The organism is Amycolatopsis sp. cmx-11-32, from assembly GCF_047608695.1.
GTDB lineage: Bacteria > Actinomycetota > Actinomycetes > Mycobacteriales > Pseudonocardiaceae > Amycolatopsis.
Genome location: NZ_JADNQN010000015.1, coordinates 86,630 through 113,498 on the forward strand (window position 1 = coordinate 86,630; position 26,869 = coordinate 113,498).

Genomic DNA, 26,869 nt, shown 5'->3' on the forward strand with positions numbered 1-26,869 from the left:
CATTAGATGCGGGGAAAGTCCCCTTCAGCTCTCTTTGAACGGCTTGAGCGCGGTCACGGCATCGGGCGCCAGCGACGTCGTCAGTGTCCCACCGGCGGCCAACGACGTGCGGGACCACCACTCACCGGAGGCCTCGGGCGGTTCCGGGCCGCCGACGACCAGGTCGGTCGCCAGTACCCTGCGCCCGGCCAGATGCGCGAGACTGGAGTCCAAAGTGGGATCCCCGATCTCCAGCGTCTGCCGCAGCACCGGGACTTCGCCGCGCGTCACGTGTTGAGTGGTCACCAGCGAACCGGGCCGCTCACCCGCCCTGCCGAGAACGAGCACCTCTCGCGTGTGCAGGTAAGCGTCGGCCGCCAGAGACGCCTTGAACACCGCGCGGTGCCGGGCGCGGGCGGTCACCACGGTCGGTTCCGGCAGGTACTCCAGCGACCCGCCGCCGTCCACCTCGACGTCCACTTCGGACACACTTTCCTCGCCGTGCAAGCCGGGAAGCGCGACGGTCGCCGCGACTCCGGCGAGCCGCAGCGAAGCACCGGTGCCGACGCGGATGGTCAGCTTCAGCTCATCGCCACCCAGGGGCGACGTCGCCGAGCTGACCAGGTGCACGATCGCCGTCACACCGGTGCCCCGCTTGGGAAGGAGGGTGAGCGGCGCCATCGAACGCAGCTCACCCAGTACGGTCCGGCCGCCATCGAAGCGGGCGGTCAGCCGCGCGTGCGCCTTCACCCCGCTCGGGCCGGCAGCAGTGAACGGACCCACGCCGCGACATCCGGCGCGTTCGGAGTGTCCACAAGGGACTGCTTGATGACCGGCAGCTCACCCCGCATCCGGTGCGCGTCCGACGTCATCACGTCCATGTCCGCGCCGACCAGATGCGCGATGTCGATCTTGTTGATCACGAGCAGGTCGGCCGTGGTGACGCCAGGGCCGCCCTTGCGCGGCACCTTGTCGCCGCCCGCGACGTCGACCACGAAGACCTGACTGTCCGCGAGCCCCCGGCTGAACACCGCCGTGAGGTTGTCCCCGCCGCTTTCGATGATCACCAGGTCCAGCCCGGGAAATCGCTCTTCCAGCCGCTCGACGGCGTCGAGGTTCGCGGTGATGTCGTCGCGGATCGCGGTGTGCGGGCAGGCACCGGTCTGCACGGCCTCGATCCGCTCGGGGTCGAGCACCCCGGCCTTGCGCAGGAAGTCGGCGTCCTCGGTGGTGTAGATGTCGTTGGTGACGACGGCGAGGTTCACCTCGTCGCCGAGTGCCCGGCACAGCGCCGCGGTGAGCGCGGTCTTCCCGCTGCCCACCGGCCCGCCGATCCCGATCCGGTACGCGCGCCCGGCGGTCGGCGCCTGGTCGTAGTGATCGGGTTCGGCGGCGGTCGGGTCGAAGTTGACCGGATGGACGTGACCGTGTCCATGTCCGTGCTCAGCTGGCAAAGAGACGCACCTCTTCCTTGTGCTGCCGGGCGTGTGCCTCGGCGAACAGATCGAGCGCCGGGGATCCGGGCGCCGGGAGATCGGCCGGATCGTCGCCCGCGGCCTCGGCGGCCTTCAGGGAAACGTTCCGGACCTCGATGGAAAGCCTCGCCACGACGGCGTTGACGGCGAACGGGTCGAGCCCGAGCAGCCGCACCGCCGCGCTCGCCGGGCCGCTGATCGAGAGGTAGGCCACCGCCATCGCGGCGTCGAGAGGTACCCCGATCAGCGCACCGACGATCACCGGATGATGTGGTCGCGGAGTTTCCTTCAGCAGCTGGGAAAGCACCGGAGACGGCCACGCCGCCTTGCCCGCCCTCGCCGTCCCTCTCCCTTGCGCACGGGACGCCACCCGCTGCGCGAGCGACGGCGTCCTGGCGTCGAGTTCGAGGTCGAGCCGCCGCCAGTGTCCACTCTGGACGCTGCGGGCGGCCGCGTGCGCGGAAGCCGCGGCGAACACGGCGGCCAGCGAACCCGCGGTCCGCAAACGCCCGGAGAGGAAGCCCGGCAGGTCGCGTTCGCGGGTGATCAGCTTCCGGGCGACGGCCTCTTCGAGCCCGCCGGAATGGACGTGACCGCCGCCGGGGAACCGGGAGTCGGCCAGAATGAGCGCGGCGAGGTCCATCGGAACAGGATCCATCAGAACAAGAAGTACCTTTGCGCCATGGGCAGTTCCGTCACCGGCCGCGGTTCGATCAGCTCGCCGTCGACGTGCACGGCGAAACTGTCCGGCTCCACCCGGATGTCCGGGGTGGCGTCGTTGAGCACCATGTCGGCCTTTCCCCGGGATCGGGTGTCCGAGATCGGTACCAGTGCCCGCGAGATGCCGAACCGTTCGGCCACGTTGTTGTCGATCGCCGCCGGTGCCACGAAGTGGAAACCGCTCGCGGCGGCGATCGCCGGGGCCGCGCCGAACATCGGACGGGCCAGCACCGGCTGCGGCGTCGGGATGGACGCGTTCGCGTCGCCCATCGCCGCCCACGCGGGGAATCCGCCCTTGAGCACGACATGCGGCCGGACACCGAAGAACTTCGGCTCCCACAGCACGAGATCCGCGAGCTTCCCGATCTCCACCGAACCGATCTCGCGTTCCATTCCGTGCGCGATCGCGGGGTTGATCGTGTATTTGGCGACATAGCGACGAGCCCGCAGGTTATCGGCCGCGCCGTCGCCGGGCAGCGCGCCACGCCGTCGTTTCATCACGTGCGCGGTCTGCCAGGTGCGGATGATGACCTCGCCGATCCGGCCCATCGCCTGCGAATCCGAACTCATCATCGAGATCGCGCCGAGGTCGTGCAACACGTCCTCGGCCGCGATGGTCGTCGGCCGGATGCGGCTCTCGGCGAACGCCAGATCCTCGGGTACGGACGGGTTCAGATGGTGGCAGACGACGAGCATGTCGAGATGCTCGTCGAGGGTGTTCGCGGTGTGCGGACGCGTCGGATTCGTCGACGACGGCAGGATGTTGGGCAGCCCGGCGACCTTGATGATGTCCGGCGCGTGCCCGCCGCCCGCGCCTTCGGTGTGGTACGCGTTGATGGAACGACCACCGATAGCGTCCACAGTGGACTCCAAGAAGCCCGCCTCGTTCAGCGTGTCGGTGTGGATCGCCACCTGGACACCGGATTCGTCGGCGACGGTGAGACAGGCGTCGATCGCGGCCGGGGTACTGCCCCAGTCCTCGTGCAGTTTGAACCCGCCCGCGCCGGCGGCGAGCTGTTCGCGCAGCGCTTCGTGCCGGACGGTGTTCCCCTTGCCCAGCAACAAGACGTTGACCGGCTGGCCGTCCATCGCCTGCAGCATCCGGCCGAGGTTCCACGCGCCGGGCGTGACCGTGGTGGCCTTGCTGCCCTCGACCGGCCCCGTCCCACCGCCGACCAGCGTGGTGAGCCCGGACGCCAGCGCGGTATCGGTCAGCTGCGGGCAGATGAAGTGGACGTGGCAGTCGATCCCGCCCGCGGTGAGGATCTTCCCGTTCCCGGACAACACCTCCGTCGACGGGCCGATGACCAGCGCCGGGTCGACGCCGTCCATCGTGTCCGGGTTGCCGGCCTTGCCGATGCCGACGATCCGGCCGTCACGGACGCCGACGTCGGCTTTGACGATGCCCCAGTGGTCCAGGATCACCGCGCCGGTGATGATCAGGTCGGGCGCGCCTTCGGCCCTGGTCGCCATCCCCTGGCCCATGGATTCCCGGATCACCTTGCCACCGCCGAACAGCACCTCGTCCCCGCTGCCGGACGGCCCCATGCCGCGGTCCTCGGTGACCTCGATGAGCAGATCGGTGTCCGCGAGGCGGATCCGGTCGCCGGTCGTGGGACCGAAGAGTTCGGCGTAGCGCTCGCGGTCGATCGACGGCATCAGGACTCCGCGCGCAATCCGGGCACACGACGATTCCCGGCCAGCGGGACGAGGTCGACTTCCCGTTCGACGCCAGGTTCGAAGCGCACCGAAGTTCCCGCGGGCACGTCGAGACGATGCCCCCGCGCGGCTTCGCGATCGAATTCGAGCCCCGGATTGGCCGCCGCGAAATGGTAGTGCGAACCGACCTGGACGGGCCGGTCGCCGAGGTTCCGCACGAGCAGCCGCACCCGCGGCCTGCCGGGATTCAGTTCGACCGGTTCCACACCGGTGATGATCTCTCCTGGTCGCACTCGCGGCCCCTTCTAGACGATCGGGTCGTGCACGGTGACGAGCTTCGTGCCGTCCGGGAAAGTGGCCTCGGCCTGCACGGAATCGACCATTTCCGGCACCCCTTCCAGCACCTGTGCCCGGGAGAGCACCGAGCGCCCGCTGGAGACCAGTTCACTGACCGTCCGGCCGTCGCGGGCGCCTTCGAGCACGTGGTCGGTGATCAACGCCACCGCCTCCGGATAGTTCAAGCGGACCCCGCGTTCCAGCCGTTTGCGCGCCACGTCCGCCGCGACGTGGACGAGCAGTTTGTCCCGCTCCTGGGGGCTCAAGTGCATGCGAAAGGTCTATCACCGGAAACCGGCCGTCGCCTGTTCTCGAAACACAGGATTTACCTGGGCGCCGGTACACGCAAAGTGAACGTCGCCGTAACTCTTCGCTTACGGAGGCCGTTTTCACTGAATCGTTCTCGTAATCGTGACCGAAACCACCACATCTTCCGATTGCCCCTGGCCCCCGCGTGGAGCAAGGTTTGTCCATCCGTGCGATGAGGCGCGCCTTCGCTGCGTGTATCCCGTCCACGCGTGAAACACAAAGCCGGGGAATGCGCATCGAAAGGTTTCACCACAGTGAGTGCCTCCACGATCAGCACCAATCAGCCGTCGGAGAAGGTCGACGACGGTTTCCGACCGGGTCTCGAGGGCGTGGTCGCCTTCCGGACCGAAATCGCCGAACCCGACCGTGACGGTGGCGCGCTGCGTTATCGCGGTGTCGACATCGAGGATCTCGCCGGCAAGGTGACCTTCGGTGACGTCTGGGGCCTTCTCGTCGACAGCCGGTTCGGCCAGGGGCTACCGCCCGCGGAGCCGTTCCCGCTGCCGGTGCACACCGGCGACGTCCGGGTCGACGTCCAGGCCGCGCTGGCCATGCTCGCCCCGATCTGGGGTTACCGGCCGCTGCTCGACATCAGCGACGAGGAGGCCCGCGACCAGCTGGCCCGCGCGTCGGTGATGGCGCTTTCCTACGTCGCCCAGTCCGCCCGCGGCATCGGGCAGCCCGCCGTCCCGCAGACCCGGGTCGACGAGGCGAAGTCGATCACCGAGCGGTTCATGGTCCGCTGGCGCGGCGAGCCCGACCCGGCCCACGTCAAGGCCATCGACGCCTACTGGGTCTCGGCCGCCGAGCACGGTCTCAACGCGTCGACCTTCACCGCCCGCGTCATCGCCTCGACCGGCGCCGACGTCGCCGCGGCCCTGTCCGGCGCGATCGGCGCGATGTCCGGCCCGCTGCACGGCGGCGCGCCGGCGCGGGTGCTGCCGATGATCGAAGAGGTCGAGAAGACCGGCGACGCCGTCGGCCTGGTCAAGGGCATCCTGGACCGCAAGGAACGGATGATGGGCTTCGGGCACCGCGTGTACCGCGCGGAGGACCCGCGAGCGCGCGTGCTGCGCCGCACCTGTCAGGAGCTCGGCGCTTCGCGCTACGAGGCGGCCGCGGAGCTGGAGCAGGTCGCGCTGAAGGAGCTGCGCGAGCGGCGTCCGGATCACCCGATCGAGACCAACGTCGAGTTCTGGGCGGCCGTGATCCTGGACTTCGCCCAGGTGCCGCCGCATATGATGCCCGCGATGTTCAGCTCGGCGCGGACCGCCGGCTGGGCCGCGCACATCCTGGAGCAGAAGAAGACCGGCCGTCTCGTACGCCCCTCGGCCAAGTACGTCGGTCCCGAGCCGCGCCACCCGGAAGACGTCGAAGGCTGGGAGCTGGTCGCGAAGCAGGCCTGACATGCGCTATGAACGGTCCGTTACTTGCAAAATTTGCAAGTAACGGACCGTTCATAGCATCTGCGGGACCGAAGAATCGTGCGGCGCCGTCGCCGACAGCATCGCCGTCAGCTGATCGACCAGCCACCCGTCGAGCACCTCCCGCGGCAAAGCGCGTTCCTGCAGCCAGCTCAGCAGGGCACCCTCGACCACGGCGGTCCAGCAGCGCAAGGTCAGCAGGAGCATAGGCGAGGGCTCCGACAGTCCCAGCGCGTCGAGGATCAGCTCGACGGCGCGGTTGCGGACCTCGTCGATCGCCGCGTCCGTCTCCGAAGTCGCGATCACCGAACCGCTGCGCAGCAAGGCGACGTAACCCGCCCGGTAGTGGTCGGCGACATCGATCAGCCCGCGGACGGCGGCCCGCAGCCGCGTTTCGGGCGGGCCTTCCTCAAGCCCGGCGAGGCCGTCGATGAGCCCTTCCGTAACCGTCTTCAGTGCTTCGACCTGCAGTGCCCGCAGGCTCGGGAAGTAGCGGTAGAACAGCGGCCGCGAGACCTCGGCGCGGGCGATGATGTCGTCGACCGTGACGAGTTCGGGCGCGCGCGAGCCGAACAGGTCCAGCGCGGCACGGATCAGGTCCTCGCGGCGCGCCTGGGGCGACATCCGGCGAGGTCGTCTGGCCGAGGTCACGGGGTGACGTCCAGTTTCGCCGCGGCACGCAGCAGGCCGGGAGCGAGCCGGGAGAGGACGAGCGCGGCCTTGGCCTCCGGCGTAGACGGCTGGATCGCCTTGTCCTTCTCGACCGCGCGCAGGATGTCGCGCGCGACCTTCTCCGGGCCGAAACCGCGTTTCGCGTACAGCTTGCCGCTCGACTTCTGCCGCCGCTTCTGCTCGACGTCGTCGACACCCACGAACCGCGTGGTACTGGTGATGTTGGTGTTCACGATACCGGGGCAGATCGCGGTGACACCGATGTTCTCGGCGGCGAGCTCCGCGCGCAGGCACACGCTCAACGTCAGCACGGCGGATTTCGTGGTGGCGTAGGCGGAAAGGATCTTCGACGGCAGATAGGCGGCGGCCGAGGCGACGTTGACGATCTGGCCGCCTTCGGCGCGATCCCGCATCTGCTCGGCGAAGACGCGGCAGCCGTGGATGACGCCCCACAGGTTCACGTCGATGAGGCGCTCCCAGTCCTTCACCGTCGTGTCAAGGAACGGGCCGGAGAGGCCGATGCCCGCGTTGTTCACGACGATGTCCGGGACCCCGAACTCTTCCTTGACCCGCAGGGCGAACTTCTCCACCGCTTCGGTGTCGGAGGAGTCCACTGTGTACTCACCGACAGTGACACCCTTGTTCCGCAGGAGTTTCGCGGTGTCCACGGCGGCGGAACCGTTGATGTCGGTGATGACGAGGTCGGCGCCCTTGTCCGCGAACGCGAGCGCGGTCGCACGGCCGATCCCGCTGCCGGCGCCGGTGACCACGACGAGCTTGTCCGCGAAACCACCCGAGCGCCGGGCCCGCTTCAGCGCGCGGCTTTCCTCGCCACCTTCGACGTGGTCGATCAGCTCGGCGGTGGCATCGGCGATCACCCGCGGCTTTTCCCGGACGACCCAATGCGTGCCGACGATCCGGCGGACCCGGAGGTCCGGCGCCCAGCGCTCGATCTCGGTCTGCAACGGCGTGGTGACGAACTTGTCGCCAGTGGGCGCGAGCACCTGCACCGGGATCTCGGTCTTACGCGGCTGAGGCCGGGACAGGCGCGTGAACATGTTGGCACGGTAGAGATTGAGCCCGTACAAACCGTCCGAAGTGGACGGTACGGCGGCGGCAGGGTCCATCCGGCCGATGAGCGCGCCCATCGCGCCGGTACGCCACAACAGCTGCGGTATCAGGGGGATCTGGAAGCCGAGGATGTACGTCGAGTGTGTTCCTTGGGCGAGCGCGTTCTTGAGCCGCTTCGGGTTCGGGCGGACCTGCGCGCGGAACCACGCTCCCGCGTGGTCGAGGCTCGGCCCGGAGATCGACGTGAACGACGCGAGCCGTCCGCGCAGCCTGTCCCCGGTGACGGAATGCCAGGTCTGGATGGAGCCCCAGTCGTGCGCGAGCAGGTGGACCTTGCCTTGCGGCTGGACTTCGTCGATGACCGCGGCGAGGTCGCTGGACAGCTGATCCAATCTGTAGGACGCGCGTCCCGAAGGCTTGTCCGAACGACCCGCGCCGCGGACGTCGTAGACGACGACCCGGTAGCGGGATTCCAGCAGGGTGGCGACGCCGTCCCACATGGACCCGTTGTCCGGATATCCGTGGACGAGCACCACCGTCGGCGCGTCGTCGGCACCGGTCACCCGGACCGAGAGGCGGACACCGTCGCTGGCCGTCACCCACGTATGAGACATGGTGTCATGTTAGACAAGATGTCAATAAGGCCGCTTCTTGAGTATCTCGCGGCCAGCCGTCCAGCCGGTGTCGATCACGAAGACGAAGGTCCAGATCCGGCCGAGGTTCACCAACCAGTGACCACTGGAATTCCAGAACCAGCCGGCGTCGTGCGGCCCACCGAACAGCGCCTCGACCGGCCAGCTGTATCCGGCCATCGCCAGCGCCGCCTGAGCGAGGACATAGACGGCGGCGCGGATCGCCCAGTTCCGGATCGGATTCGCGCGCTTGTTCGCATCGGCCTTCACCGGTTCGGGCTCTTGCGATGCCTCCTCGATCATGCGGAGAGCCGATTCTTCCTTCTGTGACACCGTTTTCGCTGGTTCCACGGGAAACTCCGCAACTCCGACACGCCGTACGGCGCCACGGACCACAAACGATCCGAAGAGCAAAAGCGCCGTCGCACCGAAGCACGCGACGCGCCAGCCGGTGTCCGAGCCGTAGAGCAGGCCCGCCGAGAACGTCCCGATCGTCGCTCCGAGTAGCGCCGCGCTCTCGTAGATCCCCATCGCCCGGCCGAGGCTGAGCCCGGCCGCTTCGGCGACCACCGCCTGCTCGACCGGGATGGCCGCCGCGAACGCCGCCGCGGACAGGATCCACATGACCGCGAGCACGGGCGGGTCGGGCGCGAAGGACAAACCGGCGGCGAAGGCCGCGCTCGCCACCATCGCCAGAGCGAGCACCCGTGTCCGGCCGACCTTGCGGACGAAGCCGTGCAGGTAGTCCGGCAGGAAGCTGTACACGATGAACCCGGGGATGAACACGGCGGCGATCTCGCCGAGTTCCAGCCGGTGCCCGCGTTGAAGGTGCATCAGGAGCAGGAGCGCGACCCCGGCCTCGGCCATCGCGGTGAGCGCGACGAGGACGAGCATCGGCCGCATCCGCCTGCCCAGTCGCAGAAGCCGTGGCGCGCTTTCTTCACGCACCGGCGCGGATTCGGCGGTCATCAGCATTACCGCGGCCACCGCACAGGCCGCCGCACCCAGCCAGAACACGCCCCGGTAGTCGATCCAGGCGATCGCGGTCAGCGCGACCAGGAACGCGATCCACGTGCCGCCACCCTCGGCCGCGAACAGCTTGCTGAAGGCGCCGTCGTCCCGGCCGAGTCCCTCCCCCACGCGAGCCCGCAACGCGACCCAGAACAGCGCCCCTCCGGCACCTCCGAGAACTGCCGCGCCATTAGCGACACCGATGCCTGGCGCGACGGCGTAGGCCACAAAGGACAGTCCATACAGGACCGCTCCAGCGGCCGCGAGCCGCCCGCGGTCGAACCGGTCCGCGAGCGAGCCCGCGATCGGCCGGGCCACGAACGACACCAGTGTCTCCAGCGCGGTGAGCGCACCGACCTCGGCCGCGGAAGCGCCGAGCTGGCTCCCCACCCACAACGGCAGGAGGAAATCGAGGACCTCCGCCGGACCCCTGGCCAGCGCGGCGGCGAGCCGGTTCTCCTCCGCCCGCCTCTTTTGTGCGACTTCGTCCACCCCAGGACCCCCTTTTTCGGATACGAATGTATTCCAAAGGCTTCAGCCGGGCAAGACGTCCACCGAAAAGTAGGATGCGGCCGTGCCGAAGATCGTGGACCGTGCCGAGCGCCGCCGGAACATCGCCGGCGCCCTCCTGCGCATCGTCGCGCGCGACGGCGTCGAGGCGGTGAGCGTGCGCTCTGTCGCCGTCGAGGCCGGAGTGTCCGCGGGCGCGGTGCAGAAGTACTTCTCCACCAAAGAAGAATTGTTCCGCTTCGCCCTCGATCTGACGAGCGAGTTCCTGGAACAGCGCTGGAACACCCTCGATCGGTCCGGGAATCTGCTGGACCTGCTGTCGCGGTTGCTGATCGAGGCGATGCCCCTCGACGAACAACGTCGCGCGGAGGTCATCATCGTCAACGCCTTCACCGCGCGCGCCGCCGTCCTGCCGTCGTGGGCCGAGTTCATCCGCACCGGCTACGAAGAACTGCAAGAACTCACGACGCAGTACCTCGAGAAGGCACAGTCCGAGGGACACGTCCGTGACGACCTCGCGGCCTCCGACCTGGCGGACGCCGTCCTCGCCCTGACGGACGGCTTCGCGAACCGAATACTCACCTCCGCCGATCCAGCCGCCCTGCTCCCTTCCCTGAAAACCGCCATCCGCACCCTCCTCACACCCCCTCCCCGCAATTAGTCCTCTAGTTGCGGTAGTTGCGCGTGCAAGTACCGCAACTAGAGGACTAAACGCGGGCGGCGAGGGCCGTCCGTACCCGGTGGACCATCGCCCGCGGGTCGACGTAGAGCTCTTCCTTGGTGATGACGATGAACTTCCAGCCTTCCGCCTCGATGAGTGCGCGCCGCCGGGCGTCCAGGCGCGGTTGTTCGCCATCGAGGTGCCAAGCGCCGTCGTACTCGATGGCGAGTTTGGCCTCGCGGATCGCGAGATCCAGGCGGCCGAGGAACCGGCCATTTCGGTACACCTCCACCTGTGGCTCCGCCTCGATGTCATGGAGTCTCAGCCACACCCTGACCTCGGACTCCGGAATCGACTCCGCTCGCCCATCCGAGAGGGCGAACGCCTGGCGCGCCCGGACGATGCCGTGGTCATGCCGGTGTCGCAGGTACACCTCCAGCGCGTCGCGGTCGACGAATCCCTCGTGGAGCAGAACATCGAGGAAGCCGACCACACGCGGGAAGGAGCGATGGAGGCGAGTGTTGGTGAGGATGTCCATCGTCATGCGCAGCGGGGTGGCGATCCGGCCGTCACGCCAGGGCTCGAAATCCTCGCCGAGGAGCCTGGTGCGACGGAGGTGCGTTCCACTCAGACCGTGAAAGCCCTTCTCTTCGGGCACGACGAATTCGACAGGGTCATCCGCGAGCGCGAACGGGAACCCGCGCACCGTAGCGGCGTAGCAACCGGTCAGCACCGCGCCTTCAGGCGCGGCGAGGGCCGCGGCCTTGCACCGCAACCCGTGATCTTGGCGAATACCCGCCGGGGCGTAGACGTCCTGGAACAGGCGGTTGTACAGGCTTGAACGGAGCTGGGCACGGGTGAGGTCCCCTTCGCTGAGAGCGCGGCTACCGACGAAGGGGCCGGAGAACTCGCTGGTGGGATTTCTGGACACGCCTCGACGATGCCTCCTGTCCCCGCCGTCACCTCGGCTTCAAGATCATCTTCACCGCACTTGTCCACAACACCCCCCACCTGTGCATAACCCCCTCCCCTCCCCGCAATCAGTCCTCTAGTTGCGGTAGTTGCACGCGCAAGTACCGCAACTAGAGGACTAATTGCGGGAGGGGCGAGGACACCGGTGTCCATCGATCGGTTGACAACCGGATTCAGTCCAGCGGACGTCCCGGGACACGGGTCTCGCACAGCACGATCGACGGATGAAGACCGCAGTGAAAGTGCGTGGGTTGCGCAAGGAGTACCCGGGCCACACGGCCGTCGGGGGTATCGCTCTCGACATCGAACAGGGTGAGGTCTTCGCACTGCTCGGCCCCAACGGCGCGGGCAAGACGACGACGGTCGAGATCCTGGAGGGGCACCGCAAGCGGACGTCCGGCGAGGTCGACGTCCTCGGCGAGGACCCAGCGACCGCGGGCCGGGCTTGGCGGGCGCGGCTCGGGATCGTGCTGCAGACGGCCAACGACGCCGCCGAGCTCACCGTCGCCGAGACCATCCGGCACTACGCCCGCTACTACCCGGATCCCCGTGACGTCGGCGAAGTGATCGAGAAGGTCGGCCTGACCGAGAAGGCGGGCGCCCGCGTCAAGAGTCTTTCCGGCGGACAGCGTCGTCGCGTCGACGTCGCGCTCGGCATCATCGGCAGGCCGGAGCTGGTGTTCCTCGACGAGCCCACGACCGGGTTCGACCCGGCGGCCCGGCGCCAGTTCTGGGAGCTGATCAGGAGTCTCGCCCACGAGGGCACCACGATCCTGCTCACCACCCACTATCTCGACGAGGCCGAAGCGCTGGCCGATCGTGTCGCGGTCATCACGCGCGGCGCGATCGTCGCCGAGGGGACGCCGCAGACGCTGGGCGGCCGCGCGACCGCGGAGGCCACCGTCCGCTGGGCCGACGAGAACGGCGGCCACCAGGAACGCACCCACTTCCCGGCCAAGCTCATCCGCGAGCTTTCCGCCGACGGCCGCGAACCGTCGGAGCTGACCGTCCACCGGCCCACCCTCGAAGAGACCTACCTCGACCTGATCGGAGAAGCCCGATGACGACGCTGACCCACCCGGGCAAACTCCCCGGCACCCTGTCACTCGGCCTCATCCGCGGCGCCGCCGAACTCCGCCAGTTCGTCCGCATCCGGGAGCAGGTGATCTTCACCTTCGCCTTCCCGTCCCTGCTGATGATCCTCCTTGGCTCGATGCTGAACTCCTCGATGCCCGGAATGGCGATCACCACCGGCCAGGTGCTGGCGGCGGGCATGATCGGGTCCGGCATCGTCTCGACGTCGTTCAACAGCATCGGGATCAACCTCGCGGCCGATCGCGAGCTGGGCGCGCTGAAGCGGTTACGCGGCACACCGATGCCCGCCGCGTCCTACTTCATCGGCAAGATCATCCTGGTCGGCTTCACGAGCATCGCCCAGGTGGTGCTGATGTCGATCGTCGGCAGTCTGCTGTTCGACCTGGAGATGCCCACCGATCCGATGAAGCTGCTGACCGCGCTGTGGGTCTTCCTGCTCGGTATCACCAGCTGCACGCTCCTCGGCATCGCACTCAGCTCGGTGACGAAGACGGTCAGCGGCGCGGTCGCGGTGACCAACCTGATCTACATCGCGCTGCAGTTCATCTCCGGGGTGTTCGTCACGCCGATCACCAACCTGCCGAAGGTTATGGTCGACATCGCTTCGTTCTTCCCGGTGAAGTGGATCTGCCAGGGCTTCCGCTCGGCGTTCCTGCCGGCCGAAGCCGCGACACAGGAAATGGCGGGGACATGGGAACTTCCGATGGTGGCACTGGTGCTGACGGCGTGGTGCGTCGCGGGGCTGCTGCTGGCCAAGCTGACGTTCCGCTGGTCGAACGAAGGCAAGTGAACGCCTGGGAGCGGTCCTTCTGGTTGTGGGAAGTCCTCTTCGCGATCACCTACGTCGCGACGACGGCCTTGGTGCTCTTCGAAGACGGTGCAACCGCCAACAAGATCGTCGCCGTGCTGTGCCTCAGCGGCATCGGCGTTGCCTACCTCGCCCGCGGCCGCCGCCTCGTCAGAGGCCCGGACTACGAGTACACGCCGTGGCTGTTCATCACGACCATGATGGTCCTGCTGGCGGGCGCCGTCTTCACCGCCGGCAACTCGAGTTTCATCCTGTTCCTGGTCTGCCCGCTGCTCTACATGACGTTGCCGACGAAGAGCGCGTCGATCCTCACCACGGCGGCGGTGCTGCTGAGCCCGGTGTCCTTGCTCCTCCGGGGCGGGATCGAGGAACAGCCGGTCTTGCTGCCGATGACGGCGATCCTGATCATCTTCAGCCTCCTGGCCGGCCGCTACACCACGCAGATCATCGAGCAGAGCAAAGGCCGGGCCGCGCTGATCGAACAGCTGGAAGCCAGCCAGGCGGAGGTCTCCCGGCTCTCCCGTGAGGCGGGGACGGCCGCAGAACGCGAGCGCATGGCCCGCGAGATTCACGACACGCTCGCGCAGGGCTTCACCAGCATCGTCACGCTCACCCAGGCCATCGAGTCCGAAATGGACACCGATCCGAAGGCGGCCCGGCGCCATCTGGAACTCGCGGCGCGGACGGCGCGGGAGAACCTGGCCGAGGCGCGGGCGATGGTCGCGGCGCGGGTGCCGTCGGCCCTCGCCTCCGCGTCGCTGGAGGAGGCCTTGCGGCGGCAGGTCGAGCGGCTCACCGAGGAGGCGGGGATCGAGGCCGCGATCGAGGTCGAAGGCCCGCTGCCCGCGCTGCCGATGGCCACCGAAGTCGTCCTGCTGCGAGGAGCGCAGGAAGCGCTCAGCAACATCCGCAAACACTCCCGCGCCACCAGGGTTTCACTCCGTCTGTCCGTTGTGGACGGGAAGGTCCGGCTCGGCGTGACCGACGACGGCACGGGGTTCGACCCCGCCGAGCCCACCGGCGGCTTCGGCCTGGCGGGGATGCGGACACGGGCGGATCAGGTCGGTGGCATCGTAGCGCTGAGGAGCGGACCCGGTGCGGGTACGACGCTGGAACTGGAGGTACCCGCGTGATCACGATCATGCTGGTCGACGATCACCCCGTGGTGCGCGAAGGCCTGCGCGGCATGCTGGAGGCCGAACCGGATCTGAGCGTCGTCGGGGAGGCGGGCTCCGGTGACGAGGCCGTCGCGCTGAGCCGGGTCAAGCAGCCGGACGTGATCCTGATGGATCTGCGGATGCCGGGTCTCGACGGCGTCGGTGCGACCCGGCAGATCCTCGCCGACCGGCCTGGGCAGCGAGTCGTCGTGCTCACCACCTACGAGACGGACGCGGACATCCTGCGCGCCGTCGAAGCGGGAGCCTCCGGGTACCTGCTGAAGGACGCTTCACGCACGGAGCTGGCCGGAGCGATCCGGGCGGCGTCACGCGGCGAGACGGTCTTGGCGCCTTCGGTCGCCGGGAAGCTGGTGAACCGGGTGCGCAACCCGACGGCGTCGCCGTTGTCGGCACGCGAGATCGAGGTGCTGCGGCTGGTGGCCCAGGGCAGCACGAACGCCGACATCGGGCGAGCGCTCCACATCAGCGAGGCGACGGTCAAGACCCACCTGCTGCGCGTGTTCGGCAAACTGGACGTTTCGGACCGGACGGCCGCCGTGACCACCGCTATGCGGCTGGGCCTGCTCGGGTAGGCACAATGCATCTCATGCTTGCCACGACCGAATCGGCGCTGCTTCGCCGCCTCGCGCACGAGCAATCCTCGTGCCGCACCCCGTCCCTCGTCGCCGCCGTCGTCCGCGACGGTGAAATCGCCTGGTCCGGAGGACGCGGCCGCGTCGGCGGCGAGACACCGGGCGACGACACGCAGTACCGGCTCGGGTCGATCACCAAGACACTCGTCGCGACGGCCGTCATGCGCCTGCGCGACGAGGGCAGGCTCGACCTCAACGACCCACTCGAACAGCACCTGCCGGGCACCGCGTTCGGCGCGGCCACCATCGCGCAGCTGCTCTCGCACACCTCGGGCCTGACCGCGGAATCGCCCGGTTCCTGGTGGGAGCGCTCGGTGGGCGCCGACTGGGCCGCGCTCGTCGAGAGCCTCGAGGACGGCGCGACGCGGCTCCGGCCGGGCAGCCGGTTCCACTACAGCAACGTCGGTTACGGCGTACTCGGCGAGCTGGTCGCCCGGCACCGCGGGAAGTCGTGGCTCGACGTCGTCCGCGCCGAGATCCTCGGCCCGCTCGGCATGACCCGGACCTCGCCGCATCCGGAAGGCGCGCACGCGAGCGGGTTCGCCGTCCACCCCTTCGCCGACGTCCTCATGCCGGAGCCGTCGCCGGACGCGGGCGCGATGGCCCCCGCCGGACAGCTGTGGTCGACGGTCAACGACCTCGCCCGCTGGACGGCGTTCCTCGGCGGCCACACCGGTGGCGTGCTGAGCGAGGAGACCGTCACGGAGATGCGCGAGATGGTCACCGTCGACGACGGTGACACCTGGACCACCGGGTTCGGCCTCGGCGTCATGCTGGTCCGCACGCAGGGCAGGCGGCTGGCCGGGCACACCGGGTCGATGCCGGGCTTCCTCGCCTGCTCGCTGATCGACGCGAACGCCGGCATCGGCGCGCTGGTGCTGACGAACTCGACGGCGGGCGTCGGCATCACGCAGCTGTGCCTCGACCTGATCACGCTGACCGAAGAGCACGAGCCGTCGCTGCCCGAGGAATGGCAACCGTCCACTGTGGACCCGAAGCTGCTGGAGCTGACCGGGCTGTGGCACTGGGGGCCGACGCCGTACCACCTACGGCTGCTCCCGGACGGCCTGTTCTCCCTCGCGCCGACCGACGGCCCCGGCCGCGCGTCGCGGTTCGCGCTGGTCGGCGAAGACACCTGGGTCGGCCTCGACGCCTACTACGCGGGCGAAACGCTGCGGGTCGGGCGGGACTCGACCGGGAAGCCGAACCACCTCGACCTCGCGACGTTCATCTTCTCGCGGACCCCGTTCGACCCGGCCGCACCCATCCCGGGCGGCGTCGACCCCGGCGGCTGGCGCTGACGAATCCGGATGGTCGTTAGTGGCGGTGATCAGAGGGACGACACAAGTGACTGAGTGGACGACACGCGCGGCGGGAGCGGCTGCGTCCGCGTGTCGTCCATCCAGTCACGCGAAACCACCGACTCGGTCGGGTTGGTCAGGCGGCCGGGGTGTGCCCGACGGCCGTCCCGACGGCCGCGATGAAGTTGCGGGCGATGCGCTTGCCCTCGCCCCAGTCCACGAAGCCGAACTTGAGGCTCGTCTGGATCGCCAACCCGGAGCCCTCCGACGTCCGCTCTACCTTCACGGTGACCGTCTGCCCGTAGCTGAAGAAGCCGAGCTTGGTCGAGAAGGTGACGTAGCCGGCGGCCGCGTCGTAGTACGGGTTCTGCCCCTTGACCGCGGTGACCCCGTTCGGGAGGGCCTGCCACAACGCCTCAGGGGGCAGAGGGAATCGTTCGTGCACTGTCGCCATGAGGCGAGAAGCTACCCGGCGGTCGGCAGCGGCGGGAGGGAGATCGTCAATCCCATATGCCGGACACGCGGCACCAACTGTCAGCAGGCCCATCCCGACCTGAGAGACTGGGCACATGACCGACGCACCTGAGTTGACCCTCCCCGCGGACCTCAAGCCCGCCGATGGCCGCTTCGGCTGCGGACCGTCCAAGGTCCGTGACGAGCAGCTCGCCAACCTGGCGAAATCCGGTGCCACCTACCTCGGCACCTCACACCGTCAGAAGCCGGTGAAGTCCCTCGTCGGCCGCGTGCGTGCGGGTCTGTCCGAATTGTTCTCCCTGCCCGAAGGCTACGAAGTGGTCCTCGGCAACGGCGGGACGACCGCATTCTGGGACGCCGCCGCGTTCGGGCTCGTGCGGGAACGCTCGCAGCACTTCACCTACGGCGAGTTCTCCTCGAAGTTCGCCACGGTGACCAAGGGCGCCCCGTTCCTCGCCGACCCGATCGTCGTCAAGGCCGACCCCGGCAGCGCGCCCGAGATCGCCTACGAGGCCGGTGCCGACCTGGTCGGCTGGGCGCACAACGAGACCTCGACGGGTGTCGCTGTGCCGGTCCGCCGCCCCGAAGGCAGCGAAGGCGCGCTCGTCGCCATCGACGCCACCTCCGGCGCCGGCGGCCTGCCGGTCAAGGCCGAGGACTTCGATGTCTACTACTTCGCGCCCCAGAAGTCCTTCGCCTCCGACGGTGGCCTCTGGATCGCGCTGGCCTCGCCCGCGGCGGTCGAGCGCATCGGCGAGATCGGCGCGAGCGACCGCTGGATCCCCGAGTTCCTGTCGCTGACCACCGCGCTCGACAACTCCCGCAAGGACCAGACGTACAACACCCCGGCGGTGTCGACGCTGTTCCTGCTGGCCGACCAGATCGAGTGGATGAACGCGGGCGGCGGTCTCGAGTGGACCACCGCGCGCACCCGCGACTCGTCGACGCGGCTGTACGAATGGGCCGAGAAGACCAGCTACACGACGCCGTTCGTCAGCGACCCGTCGCTGCGCTCGCAGGTCGTCGGCACCATCGACTTCGCCGACGAGGTGGACGCCGCCGCGGTGGCGAAGGTGCTGCGCGCCAACGGGATCGTCGACACCGAGCCGTACCGGAAGCTGGGGCGCAACCAGCTGCGCGTCGGCCTGTTCCCGGCCATCGACCCGGACGACATCACGAAGCTGACGCAGAGCATCGAGTACGTCGTCGAGCGCCTGGGCTGAGCTAGCCGTCTGTGAAGGCCTCCTTGCCTACCTTGAGGGTAGGCGAGGAGGCCTTCACGGACTTGTGGAAGATCGCGGCCAGCACCAGCAGCGAGAGGCCGTACAGCACAAAGGATTCCGTCGCCAGCCACCAGCCGAAGCTCCCGGCGGGGCGCGGCGCCGGCCACATCGGCGCGACGACGAACAGCGCCATCGTCACGGCGGCGAGCGCGTACGAAACGACCGATCGCATCCAGACGAGCAACACGAGAATCGGCACGCACCAGATCCAGTGGTGCGTCCAGGACACCGGCGAGACCAGCAGCCCGCCGATCGCGCACGCCGTCAGCGCGAAGACCGGTTCGGCGAAGCGCGCGATCACGAACGCGGTCAGCGCGACCACCATGACCACGGCCAGCACCCAGAGGACGTCCTCCGCCGAGCCGAGCCCGAATCGCGCGAGCATTCCCCGCAACGACTGGTTGCCGACGTAGCCGCGATCGCCGATGCGGCTGGTGTCGAAAAGGATGTTCGTCCAGAACCTCGCCGACGCGCCCGGCGCGACCAGGAACATCAGCGCCCCCGCGCCGAGGAACCCGGCCACGACTCGCGCGGACGAGCGGAAGTCCTTGCGGAACAAGAAGAACAGGATGAACACGGCCGGCGTCAGCTTGATCGCCGCGGCGACGCCGATCAGCAGTCCCTTGGTGCGGGCGCGTCCCGGCAAAAGGGCGTCGAGGACGACCATCAGCATCAGCAGGGTGTTGATCTGGCCGAAACCGAGCGTCGACCGGACCGGTTCCATGATCCCGCCCGCCGCCTGCGCCCCGATCGCCGCCAGTACGGCGATGGCGCGACCCCGCACAGCGGATCGGTCGGTGAGCGAGCCGTTGAGCGTCGCGACGAAGAGGTACACGACGATCCCGCCCGCGACGATCGACGCGAGTCCGACCAGTCTCGTCGCCAGCGCGGCGGACAGCAGGGCGCCGGGCAGGAAGACCGCCGCCGCGAACGGTGTGTAGGTGAAGGGCAGCCAACCCCCGTGCGTCTGCACCCACGTGCCGTACGGGTCGCCCGAGTCGAGGAGCAGCCGTGCGCCGCCGAGGTAGACCTCGAGGTCCTGGCCGTCGAAAACCTTGAGCGTGAACAGCACGGCGACCACGACGATTTCGAGCGCGATCAGCGCCCCCGCGAGTTTCCGCCCCGACAATCCCACCAGCACCCGGCGAGGTTACCCACCGCTACTCCGCGAGTAGTCCTCTGGTTGCGGTAGTTCGTGCCACCGACTACCGCAACCAGAGGACGAAACGCGAGCTAGGCGAGGGCCTGGGTGGGCGGGAGCCGGGCCGCGCGCATGGCCGGATAGGCACCGGCGACGGCGCCGACCAAGGCCGAGACCCCGACCCCGCCGAGCAGGGCGCCGACGGGGAGCACCGCCGGCCAGCCTTGGCTCAGCGCGTACGCGGACGTCACGAGGACGCCGACCAGCACCCCGGCGATCCCACCGAGTCCGGACAACAGCACCGACTCGGCCAAGAACTGGCCTCTCACCTGCCGTTTCGTCGCCCCGAGCGCGCGGCGGAGGCCGATCTCCCGGCGCCGCTCCAGCACTGAGATCACCATCGTGTTGGCCACCCCGACGCCGCCGACCAGCAACGCCACACCGCCGAGCCCGAGGAACAGGGCGCTGTACGTGTTCTCCGTCAGCTTCTGCGCCTCCAGCGCCTCCGACGGGCGACGCACCTCGACCTCGTTGGGCGCCTCCGGGTTCATCGTCTGCGCGAGTACCGAGCGGACGTTCTCGACCTGCGAGTCCTTCGCCCGGACGTACACCGTGCTCGGATGTCCCTCGAAGCCGAGGAGCCGTTTCGCGGCGTCCCAGCCGACCAGCGCCGACCGCTCGATCTCCGGCGCGAGCGGCATCGGGCCGAGGATCCCGCCGACGGTGAACCAGTGCCCGTTGATGAACACCTGCGTCGGCTTGGCCTGGTCGATGTGGTCGATCCCGAGCCGCGCGGCCGCGACCGAACCGAGTACCACGACCGGATAGTCGCGAGTGGCGTCCCGGAGGAACTGCCCGGCCAGGATCGAGCCGCCGACGACGTCGAGCAGATCCGGCGTCGCCGCGTAGACACCGAGGCCGGACGTCTCGTCCTTGGCGATCTTGTCCGTGCGCCGCACGGTCCCGCCGGTGGCCCCGACCGCGGACGCCGCCGTCACCGGGGCGATCCGTTTCGCCATCGGCACCGCGCTGTCCGGCAAGGTCGCGTCGCCGCCGAACATCGTCTTGCCCGGCCCCGCCGACAGCAGGTTGGTGCCGAGCGCGGCCAGCTGGTCTTGCAGCGCCTTCGCGCCCGACGTCGGGATCGCGAGCACCGCCACCATCGCGGCGATCCCGATGCCGATGCCGAGCGCGGACAGCACCGCGCGCATCGGCCGCGTCCGCATGCCGTGCGCGCCGAGGGTCAGTACGTCGCGCGGGCCGAGCCGGGCCGGATTCGGCGTCGGCGCCTTGTCGAGGACGGGGGCGCTCACACCAGCACCCCCGTCCCGGTGTCGAGCCGGATCCGCCCGTCCCGCAACTCGATCCGCCGCGGGACGCCCGCCGCGATCTCCCGGTCGTGCGTGATGATCACGACCGTCGTCCCCTGCGAACTCAACGTGGCGAGCAGGTTGAGGATCGCCGCGCCGTTGCCCGTGTCGAGGTTCCCGGTCGGCTCGTCGGCCAGCAGGATCGACGGCGAGTTGACGACCGCCCGCGCGATCGCCACCCGCTGCCGCTCCCCGCCGGAAAGCTCGTTGGGGAAATGGCTCGCCCGATGCGCGAGGCCGACCCTGTCGAGCGCCGCCAGCGCCCGCTCGTGCCGTTTCCGCCGCGGCACCCCCGCGTACAGCAGGCCCGTCGCGACATTGTCGACCGCGCTTACCCCCTCGCTGAGGAAGAACTGCTGGAACACGAAGCCGATCCACCGCGACCGCAACGCGGAAAGCTTGCGGTCCGGCAGTTTCGCGACGTCGTGCCCGCGCAGTTCGATGACCCCGTTGGTCGGCCGGTCGAGCGTGCCCATCAGCTGCAGCAGCGTCGACTTCCCCGAACCGGACGGCCCGAGGATGGCGACCATCTCCCTGTCCTCGATGGACAGTGTCACTTCGTGCAGGGCACGCACGCCGCCGGGATAGGTGCGCGAGGCGTTGCGCACGGCCAGCACCGGAGTCATGACGTCGTCACCACCCGCATCCCGGCGGTGAGGCCGGTTCCGGTGACTTCGACGCGGCCGCCAGAGAACAGGCCGGTCTTCACCGCGATGAGGCGCCGCTTGCCGCCTTCGTCGACCTCGACGGCGTAGCCACCCTCGGCGAGCGCGAGCAGCGCCCCGACCGGGACGGCCAACACTCCACTATGGACTTCCTTGGTGAACCGCACGGAGACCGGCGTCGAATCGAGCGATCCCGCCGCGGCCGGATCGTCCAGTTTGATCTTCACCTTGATCTTCGGCTTGCCGTCGTCCTGCCCGGCGGCGTCCTTGCCGGTCTCCGCGACCTTGCCGACGTCGGTGATCACACCGGTGGCGGTCTCGCCGCCGGTGATATCGATCCCGACCTTTTCGCCCTGCTTCGCGATGGCCTGCTTGGCGGCGTCGAGTTTGACCTCGACGAGACGCTCGGTGCCGGTGTACTTCAGCAGTTCACCGCCACCGGTGCCACCGAGCTGCGCGGCGACCTGCGAAACCCGGATCTCCCCCGGCGCGAGGACGACGTCACCCTGGCCGAAGGTGCCGGTCTGCTCGAGCCCCAGCGACTTCTGCCATTTCTTCAGCGCGGCGGCGGTGGCCGAGGTGAACTTCTTGTCGAGTGTGCCGAAACCGCCGAAGCCGAGCGCCTTCAGGTTCTCTTCCAGCTGCTTGACGTCCGGGCCGTCGGTCGCCCCGTCCGCGAGGTCACGGAAGAACGGCAGTGTGCCGTAGAACAACGGCACCGGTTTGGCGTCGACGCCGTACACCGCCTTGCCGCGGCCGAGCACCGCACCCGCGTCCGGCAGGGACGTGACGGTGCCCTGTTTCCGTCCGGCGAGGGAGTTTTCCGTGCCGTAGCCCAGTGTTCCGTTCGCCTCTTCCTCCTCCCGCAGGTCGGTCTTCTCGACCTTCGCGGTCTCTACCAGGGGCGGCGCCTGTCCGACCTGCTGGGCTTCCGACGTGACCCTGGTCAGCACGACCACCGACATTGTCCCGGCCACGACGACGAGGACCGCCGCGATGACGAACCAGCGCGCCCGGCGCGAACGCCGTGCGCCGCCGGGTCCTTCGTGTTCGCTCATTTCGCCGGGGCCGCCCTCATGGTCATGCCGAGACCACAGGTCTTCGCCGCTTCTTCGAACTTCTTGGGGTCACCACTCGCGTCACCCAGCGCGATCGCGGCGCCGCCCTTGCCCGTGGGCTCGGGGTCCGGGAAGTCGATGCCGTGGTCGCGCATGCACTTCGCTTCCGTGCGCATCTTGTCGAGTTCTTCCGGCGTGGGCGGCTTGATCTCGCCACCGTTCGGCAGCAGCTTGCGGCACGCCTCGTCCGCGGTCTTCATCTTGTTCTCGTCGGGCCTGTTCTCGCCGGCCTCGATGGAGATGGTCCCCTGCTCGTCACCGTCCGTCTTGGGATCCGGCATGTCGATCCCGTGCTCGCGCATGCACTTCGCGAAGTTGCGCATCTTGTCCTCATCGGACACGTTGTCGGCCTGCTTCCCGTCGCCGGCGCCCGCGACGGGTGGGGAGGAGATCGAGGCGACCTTGTCGCCACCGTCCCCGCCACCACCGCAACCGGCCACCAGCGCCAGGACCGCTCCGGCGACCAGTACCGCCATCGGTCGTTTCCGCATCGCTGCTCCTTCGGTCGTCTTGACGAGCTGATTTCTACGGAGCGGGCGATTCCGGGGCGGTAAGCGAAGTCGCTTATGCCGCGCTTACCCAGCCAGCGCCGGATGATCACCTCGGCCGCCGATGCCGAGCCGGTGATGTCGCGAAAGCCACTTTCGGGACACCTGATGTCCTGAAAGTGGTTTTCGCGACACCCGGACCCGCACCCACGCCACCCGGTCGGCTGAGCCACGCTTATCCCGCGCTTACCCCCACCCCCGGCAGACTGACCTGGTGAGAGTGCTGGTGGTGGAAGACGAGCGGCTCCTGGCGGACACGATCGCCGAGGGCCTGCGACGGTTCTCCATGGCCGTCGACGTCTGCTACGACGGCGAACAGGCCCTGGACCGGGTGGGGGTGCACGGCTACGACGTCGTCGTACTCGACCGGGATCTCCCGGTCGTGCACGGCGACGAGGTCTGCGCCGCGGTGCTCAGGACGGGCGGCGAAGCGCGGGTCCTCATGCTGACGGCCGCCGCCGACGTCACCGACCGGGTCGCCGGGCTGGGGCTGGGCGCCGACGACTACCTGACGAAGCCGTTCGCGTTCGCCGAACTCGTCGCGCGGGTGCAGGCGCTGTCGCGGCGCGCGCGGCCGGCGCTGCCGCCGGTGCTGGAACGCGGCGGCGTCGTCCTCGACCTGCCCCGGCACCAGGCGTCCCGCGACGGCCGATTCCTTCCCTTGTCCCCCAAGGAATTCGCGGTACTGGAGGTGCTCATGCGCGCCGAAGGGACCGTGGTCGGCGCGGAGGAACTGCTGGAGAAGGCGTGGGACGAGCACGCCGACCCGTTCACGAACGCCGTCCGGGTGGCGATGATGACGTTGCGGCGCAAACTCGGTGAGCCGCCGCTGATCGAGACCGTACCCGGCGCCGGTTACCGGTTCGGGTCGTGAAACCGCTCCGGCTGTCGGTCCGCACCAAGCTGACGGCGCTCTACGGCGGGGCGTTCCTGGTCGTCGGGCTCGCCCTGCTGATCGTCAACTACCTGCTGGTGAGCTCGTCGCTGCCGGACACGGCGGCGTTCGCCGACACCGCCGCGGGAATCTCGATCCAGCGCGCCCCGGCGTACCCCATGGACACGACGACCATCGTGCCCGCCGAGCGCGTCCAAGCCAGCCAGCTGGTCGCGACCTCGATCACCGAGTACCGCTCGGACGTCCTTTCGACACTGCTGTGGCAGTCGCTGGTGGCGCTGGCGATCGCCGGCGCGCTCGCGGTGCTGCTCGGCTGGCTGATGGCGAGCCGCGTGCTGCGGCCACTGCACGCGATCACCTCGACCGCACGGAAACTCGAGGTCGAGAACCTCGACCGGCGGATCGACCTCGACGGCCCCGACGACGAACTCAAGGAACTCGCGGACACCTTCGACGGCATGCTCGACCGGCTCGCCGTGTCCTTCGACAGCCAGAAACGCTTCGTCGCCAACGCTTCCCACGAACTACGGACCCCGCTGGCGGTACAGCGCACGCTGGTCGAGGTGGCGATGGCCGACCCCGACGTCAGCCCGGAGGTCCGGAAGCTCGGCCAGCACCTGATCTACACCAACGAACGCAGCGAACGGATGATCGAAGGCCTGCTCGTACTGGCGCGCAGTGATCGCGGCCTCGCCGCGCGCGGCCCGGTCCGGCTGGACGAGGTCGTGGCGACGGTGATCCGGTCGGCGGCGGCCATGGCCGAGGCAGCGGGCGTCACGGTGGAGTCGCGGCTGCGGCCGCGGACGGTGTCCGGCGATCCCGTGCTGCTGGAGCGGCTGGTCACGAACCTCGTGCACAACGCCGTCACCTACAACCGCGAGGGCGGCTGGATCCACGTCGACGTCGGCGGCGATCCGGCGCTGGTGGTGCGCAACACCGGTCCGCAGGTGCCGCTGGACGCCGTACCCGCGCTGTTCGAGCCGTTCCGGCGGCTTTCCGGCGACCGGACCGGCGACTCACGCAACGCCGGGCTCGGGCTGTCGATCGTCCGGTCCATCGCGAAGGCACACGGCGGTGCGGCGGGTGCGGAACCCGGCGGCCGCGGCGGCGGACTGGTCATCCGGGTGCGGCTGCCGTAGATTCCCCCGATCGTGACGGTGCGTGTCCGGCGTGTCACTCTGCGAGCCGCGGATGGCGTCGGCAGAATGCACTTGCCGCCATGAGCAAAATAGTGAGCAGGACACATGACATCGGCGCGCCTCGCACGTCAAGGCGACGCGCCGTACTAGCGTTGACACCCACAAAGGTGAAGAACAGGGGAGGCGAGAATGCGAGCGCTACGAGTGGTCGGGCTACACGAGGACGGTAAGTCCATCGTGTGCGAAGACCCGGCGAGCCGCACGCGCTTCCTGCTCCCCGCGGATGAGAGGCTGCGAGCGGCGGCGAGGGGTGACATCACCCGCCTCGGCCAGATCGAGATCGAGTTGGAGAGCCAAATGCGGCCACGCGAGATCCAGGCGCGAATCCGGGCCGGCGAGTCCGTGGAGCAGGTCGCGAGCGGTGCCGGCGTGACCGTGCAGCGCGTCGAGCGGTTCGCGTACCCGGTCCTGCTCGAGCGCTCGCGTACGGCCGAACTCGCCCAGCGTGCCCACCCGATCCGCGAAGACGGCCCCGACGTGCAGACGCTCGGCGAGGTCATGGCTCACTCCTTCGGCCTCCGCGGCCACGACTACAGCCAAGCGACCTGGGACTCCTGGCGCGGTGACGACGGCAAGTGGGTCGTCGTGCTGTGCTGGAAGGCCGGTCGTTCGGACAACCGGGCACACTGGTCGTTCGCGCCCGGCGCGCACGGCGGCACCGTGCAGGCACTCGACGAGAACGCCGAAGTCCTGCTCAACCCCAACGCCTACCGGGCCCCGCGCACGGTACGGGCGCTGGATCCTGGCAGGGACGCGGTCATCCAGCCCACCTTGGATTCGGTACCCGAAGAGCCGGTCGCGAAGGTGATCGACGCGCCGATCGCGGAACCCGAAGACGAGGTCGAGCCACCACTTCCGGCTGACGAGCCGGCGGAGGTGCCCGAACCCGCACCTAGGGCGAAGGGGAAGAAGAACCACCCCATCGTCCCATCCTGGGAGGACGTCTTACTGGGCGTCCGATCGCAACGAGGTTGAATTCGCACGTAATGGCCCCTTCCGGTGGAGGGGCCATTACGTGCGCCCGGGGGACCTGCGCGATCAGCGGAAGAACCTGGTCGGCTCGCCGCGGCTGAGCCGCTCGGAGGTCTCCGGCAGCACCGTCTTCGATGTCTAGAAGACGACGATCAGTACGCCGATCCACGCGATCACGATCCCCGCGGCGGCGCCGAAGGCCGCCCACCGCACGATCGGCACCCGCCGCGCGAGCCACAGCGACGGCGTGATCCCGCCGGTCACGACGGCGGACGCGATCAGCGCGAGCCAGCCGTTGGTCTCGCGGGCGAGGGTGTTCGCCAGCGCCAGCATCGCCACGACGACCACGGCCGCGATGAACGCGGAGACGGTCAGGCCGGTCAGCCACGGTGTCGGTTCCCCGGCGGGATCCGGTGTACCGAACAGCCTTCGCGCGAGTTCGCTGCGGGGCGCGGGGGCGGGCGGGTCGATGAGGACGCCGTCGCCGGAGACGGGGTCGACGAAACGGACCGACGTGCCCATCGTGGCGGCGACCCGCTGGGCGAGCTGGCGGCCTCGCTGGGTGATCACGGACGCGGCTTCCGTGCCGGATTCGCCGGTGCGGGCGGCGGTGCCGACGGCGGACGCGACGCGAGCCCATTCGTGCAAGGCTTCAGCGAGGTCTGAACCCATCGCGAGTGAGTGCGGGTCCACCTCGTGCGTGCTCTCGCCACCGGGGCCCGCCAGTACCGCGCGTCCCTCACGGATCCGCAATTCCAT

General features: G+C 69.0%; 28 protein-coding genes. 11 read left to right on the top strand and 17 right to left on the bottom strand.

What is annotated here, in order from left to right:
• Positions 1–24: 24 nt before the first annotated feature.
• The 6 genes from ACM6LR_RS33620 to ACM6LR_RS33645 are packed head-to-tail and all read right to left on the bottom strand — an operon-like array spanning position 25 to position 4,441.
• Complete coding sequence (locus ACM6LR_RS33620; RefSeq protein ID WP_414942341.1) at positions 25–729, bottom strand: urease accessory protein UreD; 705 nt, start codon at positions 727–729, stop codon at positions 25–27.
• The gene (gene ureG / locus ACM6LR_RS33625; RefSeq protein WP_414942327.1) at positions 726–1,433 is read right to left on the bottom strand and encodes an urease accessory protein UreG; all 708 of its coding nucleotides are present in this window, start codon (positions 1,431–1,433) and stop codon (positions 726–728) included. The genes ACM6LR_RS33620 and ureG overlap by 4 nt, the downstream gene beginning before the upstream one ends.
• Positions 1,423–2,097: an urease accessory protein UreF gene (locus tag ACM6LR_RS33630; protein ID WP_414942342.1), complete on the bottom strand. Its 675-nt coding sequence runs from the start codon at positions 2,095–2,097 to the stop codon at positions 1,423–1,425. Before ACM6LR_RS33630 ends, ureG begins: the two co-directional genes overlap by 11 nt.
• Positions 2,098–2,111: 14 nt before the next feature.
• Positions 2,112–3,833 (bottom strand): urease subunit alpha, encoded by a 1,722-nt coding sequence (locus ACM6LR_RS33635; protein ID WP_414942328.1) that lies wholly within the window; start codon positions 3,831–3,833, stop codon positions 2,112–2,114.
• On the bottom strand, positions 3,833–4,126 hold the full coding sequence (locus ACM6LR_RS33640) for an urease subunit beta (RefSeq protein WP_414942329.1): 294 nt from the start codon (positions 4,124–4,126) through the stop codon (positions 3,833–3,835). The genes ACM6LR_RS33635 and ACM6LR_RS33640 overlap by 1 nt, the downstream gene beginning before the upstream one ends.
• Before the next feature lie 12 nt (positions 4,127–4,138).
• Entirely contained in the window at positions 4,139–4,441 is a 303-nt protein-coding gene (locus ACM6LR_RS33645) for an urease subunit gamma (protein ID WP_414942330.1), read from the bottom strand.
• A 291-nt stretch (positions 4,442–4,732) separates the two neighbouring features.
• Between ACM6LR_RS33645 and ACM6LR_RS33650 the strand changes: the two genes are divergently transcribed.
• On the top strand, positions 4,733–5,884 hold the full coding sequence (locus ACM6LR_RS33650; protein WP_414942331.1) for a citrate synthase 2: 1,152 nt from the start codon (positions 4,733–4,735) through the stop codon (positions 5,882–5,884).
• A gap of 51 nt (positions 5,885–5,935) precedes the next feature.
• Here ACM6LR_RS33650 and ACM6LR_RS33655 read toward each other — a convergent pair whose 3' ends face one another.
• From ACM6LR_RS33655 to ACM6LR_RS33665, 3 genes are read right to left on the bottom strand one after another with little or no spacing between them, the layout of a single operon-like run.
• A complete protein-coding gene (locus ACM6LR_RS33655) occupies positions 5,936–6,526 on the bottom strand; it encodes a TetR/AcrR family transcriptional regulator (protein ID WP_414942332.1) in 591 nt (196 codons plus the stop codon).
• 23 nt (positions 6,527–6,549) lie between these two features.
• Positions 6,550–8,244, bottom strand: coding sequence for an SDR family oxidoreductase (locus tag ACM6LR_RS33660; protein WP_414945259.1), 1,695 nt, complete (start codon positions 8,242–8,244; stop codon positions 6,550–6,552).
• Positions 8,245–8,280: 36 nt separating this feature from the next.
• Entirely contained in the window at positions 8,281–9,780 is a 1,500-nt protein-coding gene (locus ACM6LR_RS33665) for an MFS transporter (RefSeq protein WP_414945234.1), read from the bottom strand.
• Positions 9,781–9,862: 82 nt separating this feature from the next.
• On the opposite strand from ACM6LR_RS33665, the gene ACM6LR_RS33670 reads away from it, so the two are divergent.
• On the top strand, positions 9,863–10,459 hold the full coding sequence (locus ACM6LR_RS33670; RefSeq protein ID WP_414945235.1) for a TetR/AcrR family transcriptional regulator: 597 nt from the start codon (positions 9,863–9,865) through the stop codon (positions 10,457–10,459).
• A 46-nt stretch (positions 10,460–10,505) separates the two neighbouring features.
• Here ACM6LR_RS33670 and ACM6LR_RS33675 read toward each other — a convergent pair whose 3' ends face one another.
• Positions 10,506–11,390: an endonuclease domain-containing protein gene (locus ACM6LR_RS33675; protein WP_414945236.1), complete on the bottom strand. Its 885-nt coding sequence runs from the start codon at positions 11,388–11,390 to the stop codon at positions 10,506–10,508.
• Between the two features lie 265 nt (positions 11,391–11,655).
• Between ACM6LR_RS33675 and ACM6LR_RS33680 the strand changes: the two genes are divergently transcribed.
• The 5 genes from ACM6LR_RS33680 to ACM6LR_RS33700 are packed head-to-tail and all read left to right on the top strand — an operon-like array spanning position 11,656 to position 16,445.
• Positions 11,656–12,495, top strand: a complete 840-nt coding sequence (locus tag ACM6LR_RS33680) for an ABC transporter ATP-binding protein (RefSeq protein ID WP_414941675.1) — start codon at positions 11,656–11,658, stop codon at positions 12,493–12,495.
• Positions 12,492–13,316 (top strand): ABC transporter permease, encoded by an 825-nt coding sequence (locus ACM6LR_RS33685; protein WP_414941674.1) that lies wholly within the window; start codon positions 12,492–12,494, stop codon positions 13,314–13,316. Before ACM6LR_RS33680 ends, ACM6LR_RS33685 begins: the two co-directional genes overlap by 4 nt.
• Entirely contained in the window at positions 13,313–14,467 is a 1,155-nt protein-coding gene (locus tag ACM6LR_RS33690) for a sensor histidine kinase (protein WP_414941673.1), read from the top strand. Before ACM6LR_RS33685 ends, ACM6LR_RS33690 begins: the two co-directional genes overlap by 4 nt.
• A complete protein-coding gene (locus tag ACM6LR_RS33695; RefSeq protein ID WP_414941672.1) occupies positions 14,464–15,084 on the top strand; it encodes a response regulator in 621 nt (206 codons plus the stop codon). Before ACM6LR_RS33690 ends, ACM6LR_RS33695 begins: the two co-directional genes overlap by 4 nt.
• Positions 15,085–15,098: 14 nt before the next feature.
• Positions 15,099–16,445 carry a serine hydrolase domain-containing protein gene (locus ACM6LR_RS33700; RefSeq protein WP_414945237.1) on the top strand — a complete coding sequence of 449 codons (1,347 nt, stop codon included), beginning with the start codon at positions 15,099–15,101 and terminating at the stop codon, positions 16,443–16,445.
• A gap of 136 nt (positions 16,446–16,581) precedes the next feature.
• Here ACM6LR_RS33700 and ACM6LR_RS33705 read toward each other — a convergent pair whose 3' ends face one another.
• Entirely contained in the window at positions 16,582–16,899 is a 318-nt protein-coding gene (locus ACM6LR_RS33705; RefSeq protein ID WP_414941670.1) for a hypothetical protein, read from the bottom strand.
• Positions 16,900–17,014: 115 nt separating this feature from the next.
• Here ACM6LR_RS33705 and serC point away from each other — a divergent pair, with 115 nt between their 5' ends.
• The gene (serC, locus tag ACM6LR_RS33710; protein WP_414941669.1) at positions 17,015–18,142 is read left to right on the top strand and encodes a phosphoserine transaminase; all 1,128 of its coding nucleotides are present in this window, start codon (positions 17,015–17,017) and stop codon (positions 18,140–18,142) included.
• Between the two features lies 1 nt (position 18,143).
• On the opposite strand, the gene ACM6LR_RS33715 is transcribed toward serC, so the two are convergent.
• The 5 genes from ACM6LR_RS33715 to ACM6LR_RS33735 form a co-directional block, all read right to left on the bottom strand.
• A complete protein-coding gene (locus tag ACM6LR_RS33715) occupies positions 18,144–19,343 on the bottom strand; it encodes a glycosyltransferase 87 family protein (RefSeq protein WP_414945238.1) in 1,200 nt (399 codons plus the stop codon).
• Between the two features lie 92 nt (positions 19,344–19,435).
• Entirely contained in the window at positions 19,436–20,656 is a 1,221-nt protein-coding gene (locus ACM6LR_RS33720; RefSeq protein ID WP_414945239.1) for an ABC transporter permease, read from the bottom strand.
• Complete coding sequence (locus tag ACM6LR_RS33725) at positions 20,653–21,339, bottom strand: ABC transporter ATP-binding protein (protein WP_414941666.1); 687 nt, start codon at positions 21,337–21,339, stop codon at positions 20,653–20,655. The genes ACM6LR_RS33720 and ACM6LR_RS33725 overlap by 4 nt, the downstream gene beginning before the upstream one ends.
• Entirely contained in the window at positions 21,336–22,436 is a 1,101-nt protein-coding gene (locus tag ACM6LR_RS33730) for a peptidoglycan-binding protein (protein WP_414941665.1), read from the bottom strand. Before ACM6LR_RS33730 ends, ACM6LR_RS33725 begins: the two co-directional genes overlap by 4 nt.
• Complete coding sequence (locus ACM6LR_RS33735; RefSeq protein WP_414941664.1) at positions 22,433–22,987, bottom strand: hypothetical protein; 555 nt, start codon at positions 22,985–22,987, stop codon at positions 22,433–22,435. The genes ACM6LR_RS33730 and ACM6LR_RS33735 overlap by 4 nt, the downstream gene beginning before the upstream one ends.
• 271 nt (positions 22,988–23,258) lie before the next feature.
• Here ACM6LR_RS33735 and ACM6LR_RS33740 point away from each other — a divergent pair, with 271 nt between their 5' ends.
• The 3 genes from ACM6LR_RS33740 (at position 23,259) to sepH (ending at position 26,113) form a co-directional block, all read left to right on the top strand.
• On the top strand, positions 23,259–23,918 hold the full coding sequence (locus tag ACM6LR_RS33740; protein ID WP_414941663.1) for a response regulator transcription factor: 660 nt from the start codon (positions 23,259–23,261) through the stop codon (positions 23,916–23,918).
• Entirely contained in the window at positions 23,915–25,078 is a 1,164-nt protein-coding gene (locus tag ACM6LR_RS33745) for an ATP-binding protein (RefSeq protein WP_414941662.1), read from the top strand. Before ACM6LR_RS33740 ends, ACM6LR_RS33745 begins: the two co-directional genes overlap by 4 nt.
• Positions 25,079–25,267: 189 nt before the next feature.
• Positions 25,268–26,113, top strand: coding sequence for a septation protein SepH (gene sepH / locus ACM6LR_RS33750; RefSeq protein WP_414941661.1), 846 nt, complete (start codon positions 25,268–25,270; stop codon positions 26,111–26,113).
• 135 nt (positions 26,114–26,248) lie between these two features.
• Here the strand turns inward: sepH and ACM6LR_RS33755 are convergent, their stop codons facing one another.
• Positions 26,249–26,869, bottom strand: a complete 621-nt coding sequence (locus ACM6LR_RS33755; RefSeq protein ID WP_414941660.1) for a DUF2537 domain-containing protein — start codon at positions 26,867–26,869, stop codon at positions 26,249–26,251.

Coding starts and splice junctions, on each gene's coding strand:
- ACM6LR_RS33630 (WP_414942342.1), bottom strand. CDS start 2,097: ATGGACCTCGCCGCGCTCATTCTGGCCGACTCCCGGTTCCCCGGCGGC.
- ACM6LR_RS33635 (WP_414942328.1), bottom strand. CDS start 3,833: ATGCCGTCGATCGACCGCGAGCGCTACGCCGAACTCTTCGGTCCCACG.
- ACM6LR_RS33645 (WP_414942330.1), bottom strand. CDS start 4,441: ATGCACTTGAGCCCCCAGGAGCGGGACAAACTGCTCGTCCACGTCGCG.
- ACM6LR_RS33655 (WP_414942332.1), bottom strand. CDS start 6,526: ATGTCGCCCCAGGCGCGCCGCGAGGACCTGATCCGTGCCGCGCTGGAC.
- ACM6LR_RS33680 (WP_414941675.1), top strand. CDS start 11,656: ATGAAGACCGCAGTGAAAGTGCGTGGGTTGCGCAAGGAGTACCCGGGC.
- ACM6LR_RS33685 (WP_414941674.1), top strand. CDS start 12,492: ATGACGACGCTGACCCACCCGGGCAAACTCCCCGGCACCCTGTCACTC.
- ACM6LR_RS33700 (WP_414945237.1), top strand. CDS start 15,099: ATGCTTGCCACGACCGAATCGGCGCTGCTTCGCCGCCTCGCGCACGAG.
- ACM6LR_RS33705 (WP_414941670.1), bottom strand. CDS start 16,899: ATGGCGACAGTGCACGAACGATTCCCTCTGCCCCCTGAGGCGTTGTGG.
- serC (WP_414941669.1), top strand. CDS start 17,015: ATGACCGACGCACCTGAGTTGACCCTCCCCGCGGACCTCAAGCCCGCC.
- ACM6LR_RS33725 (WP_414941666.1), bottom strand. CDS start 21,339: ATGACTCCGGTGCTGGCCGTGCGCAACGCCTCGCGCACCTATCCCGGC.
- ACM6LR_RS33730 (WP_414941665.1), bottom strand. CDS start 22,436: ATGAGCGAACACGAAGGACCCGGCGGCGCACGGCGTTCGCGCCGGGCG.
- ACM6LR_RS33735 (WP_414941664.1), bottom strand. CDS start 22,987: ATGCGGAAACGACCGATGGCGGTACTGGTCGCCGGAGCGGTCCTGGCG.
- sepH (WP_414941661.1), top strand. CDS start 25,268: ATGCGAGCGCTACGAGTGGTCGGGCTACACGAGGACGGTAAGTCCATC.
- ACM6LR_RS33755 (WP_414941660.1), bottom strand. CDS start 26,869: ATGGAATTGCGGATCCGTGAGGGACGCGCGGTACTGGCGGGCCCCGGT.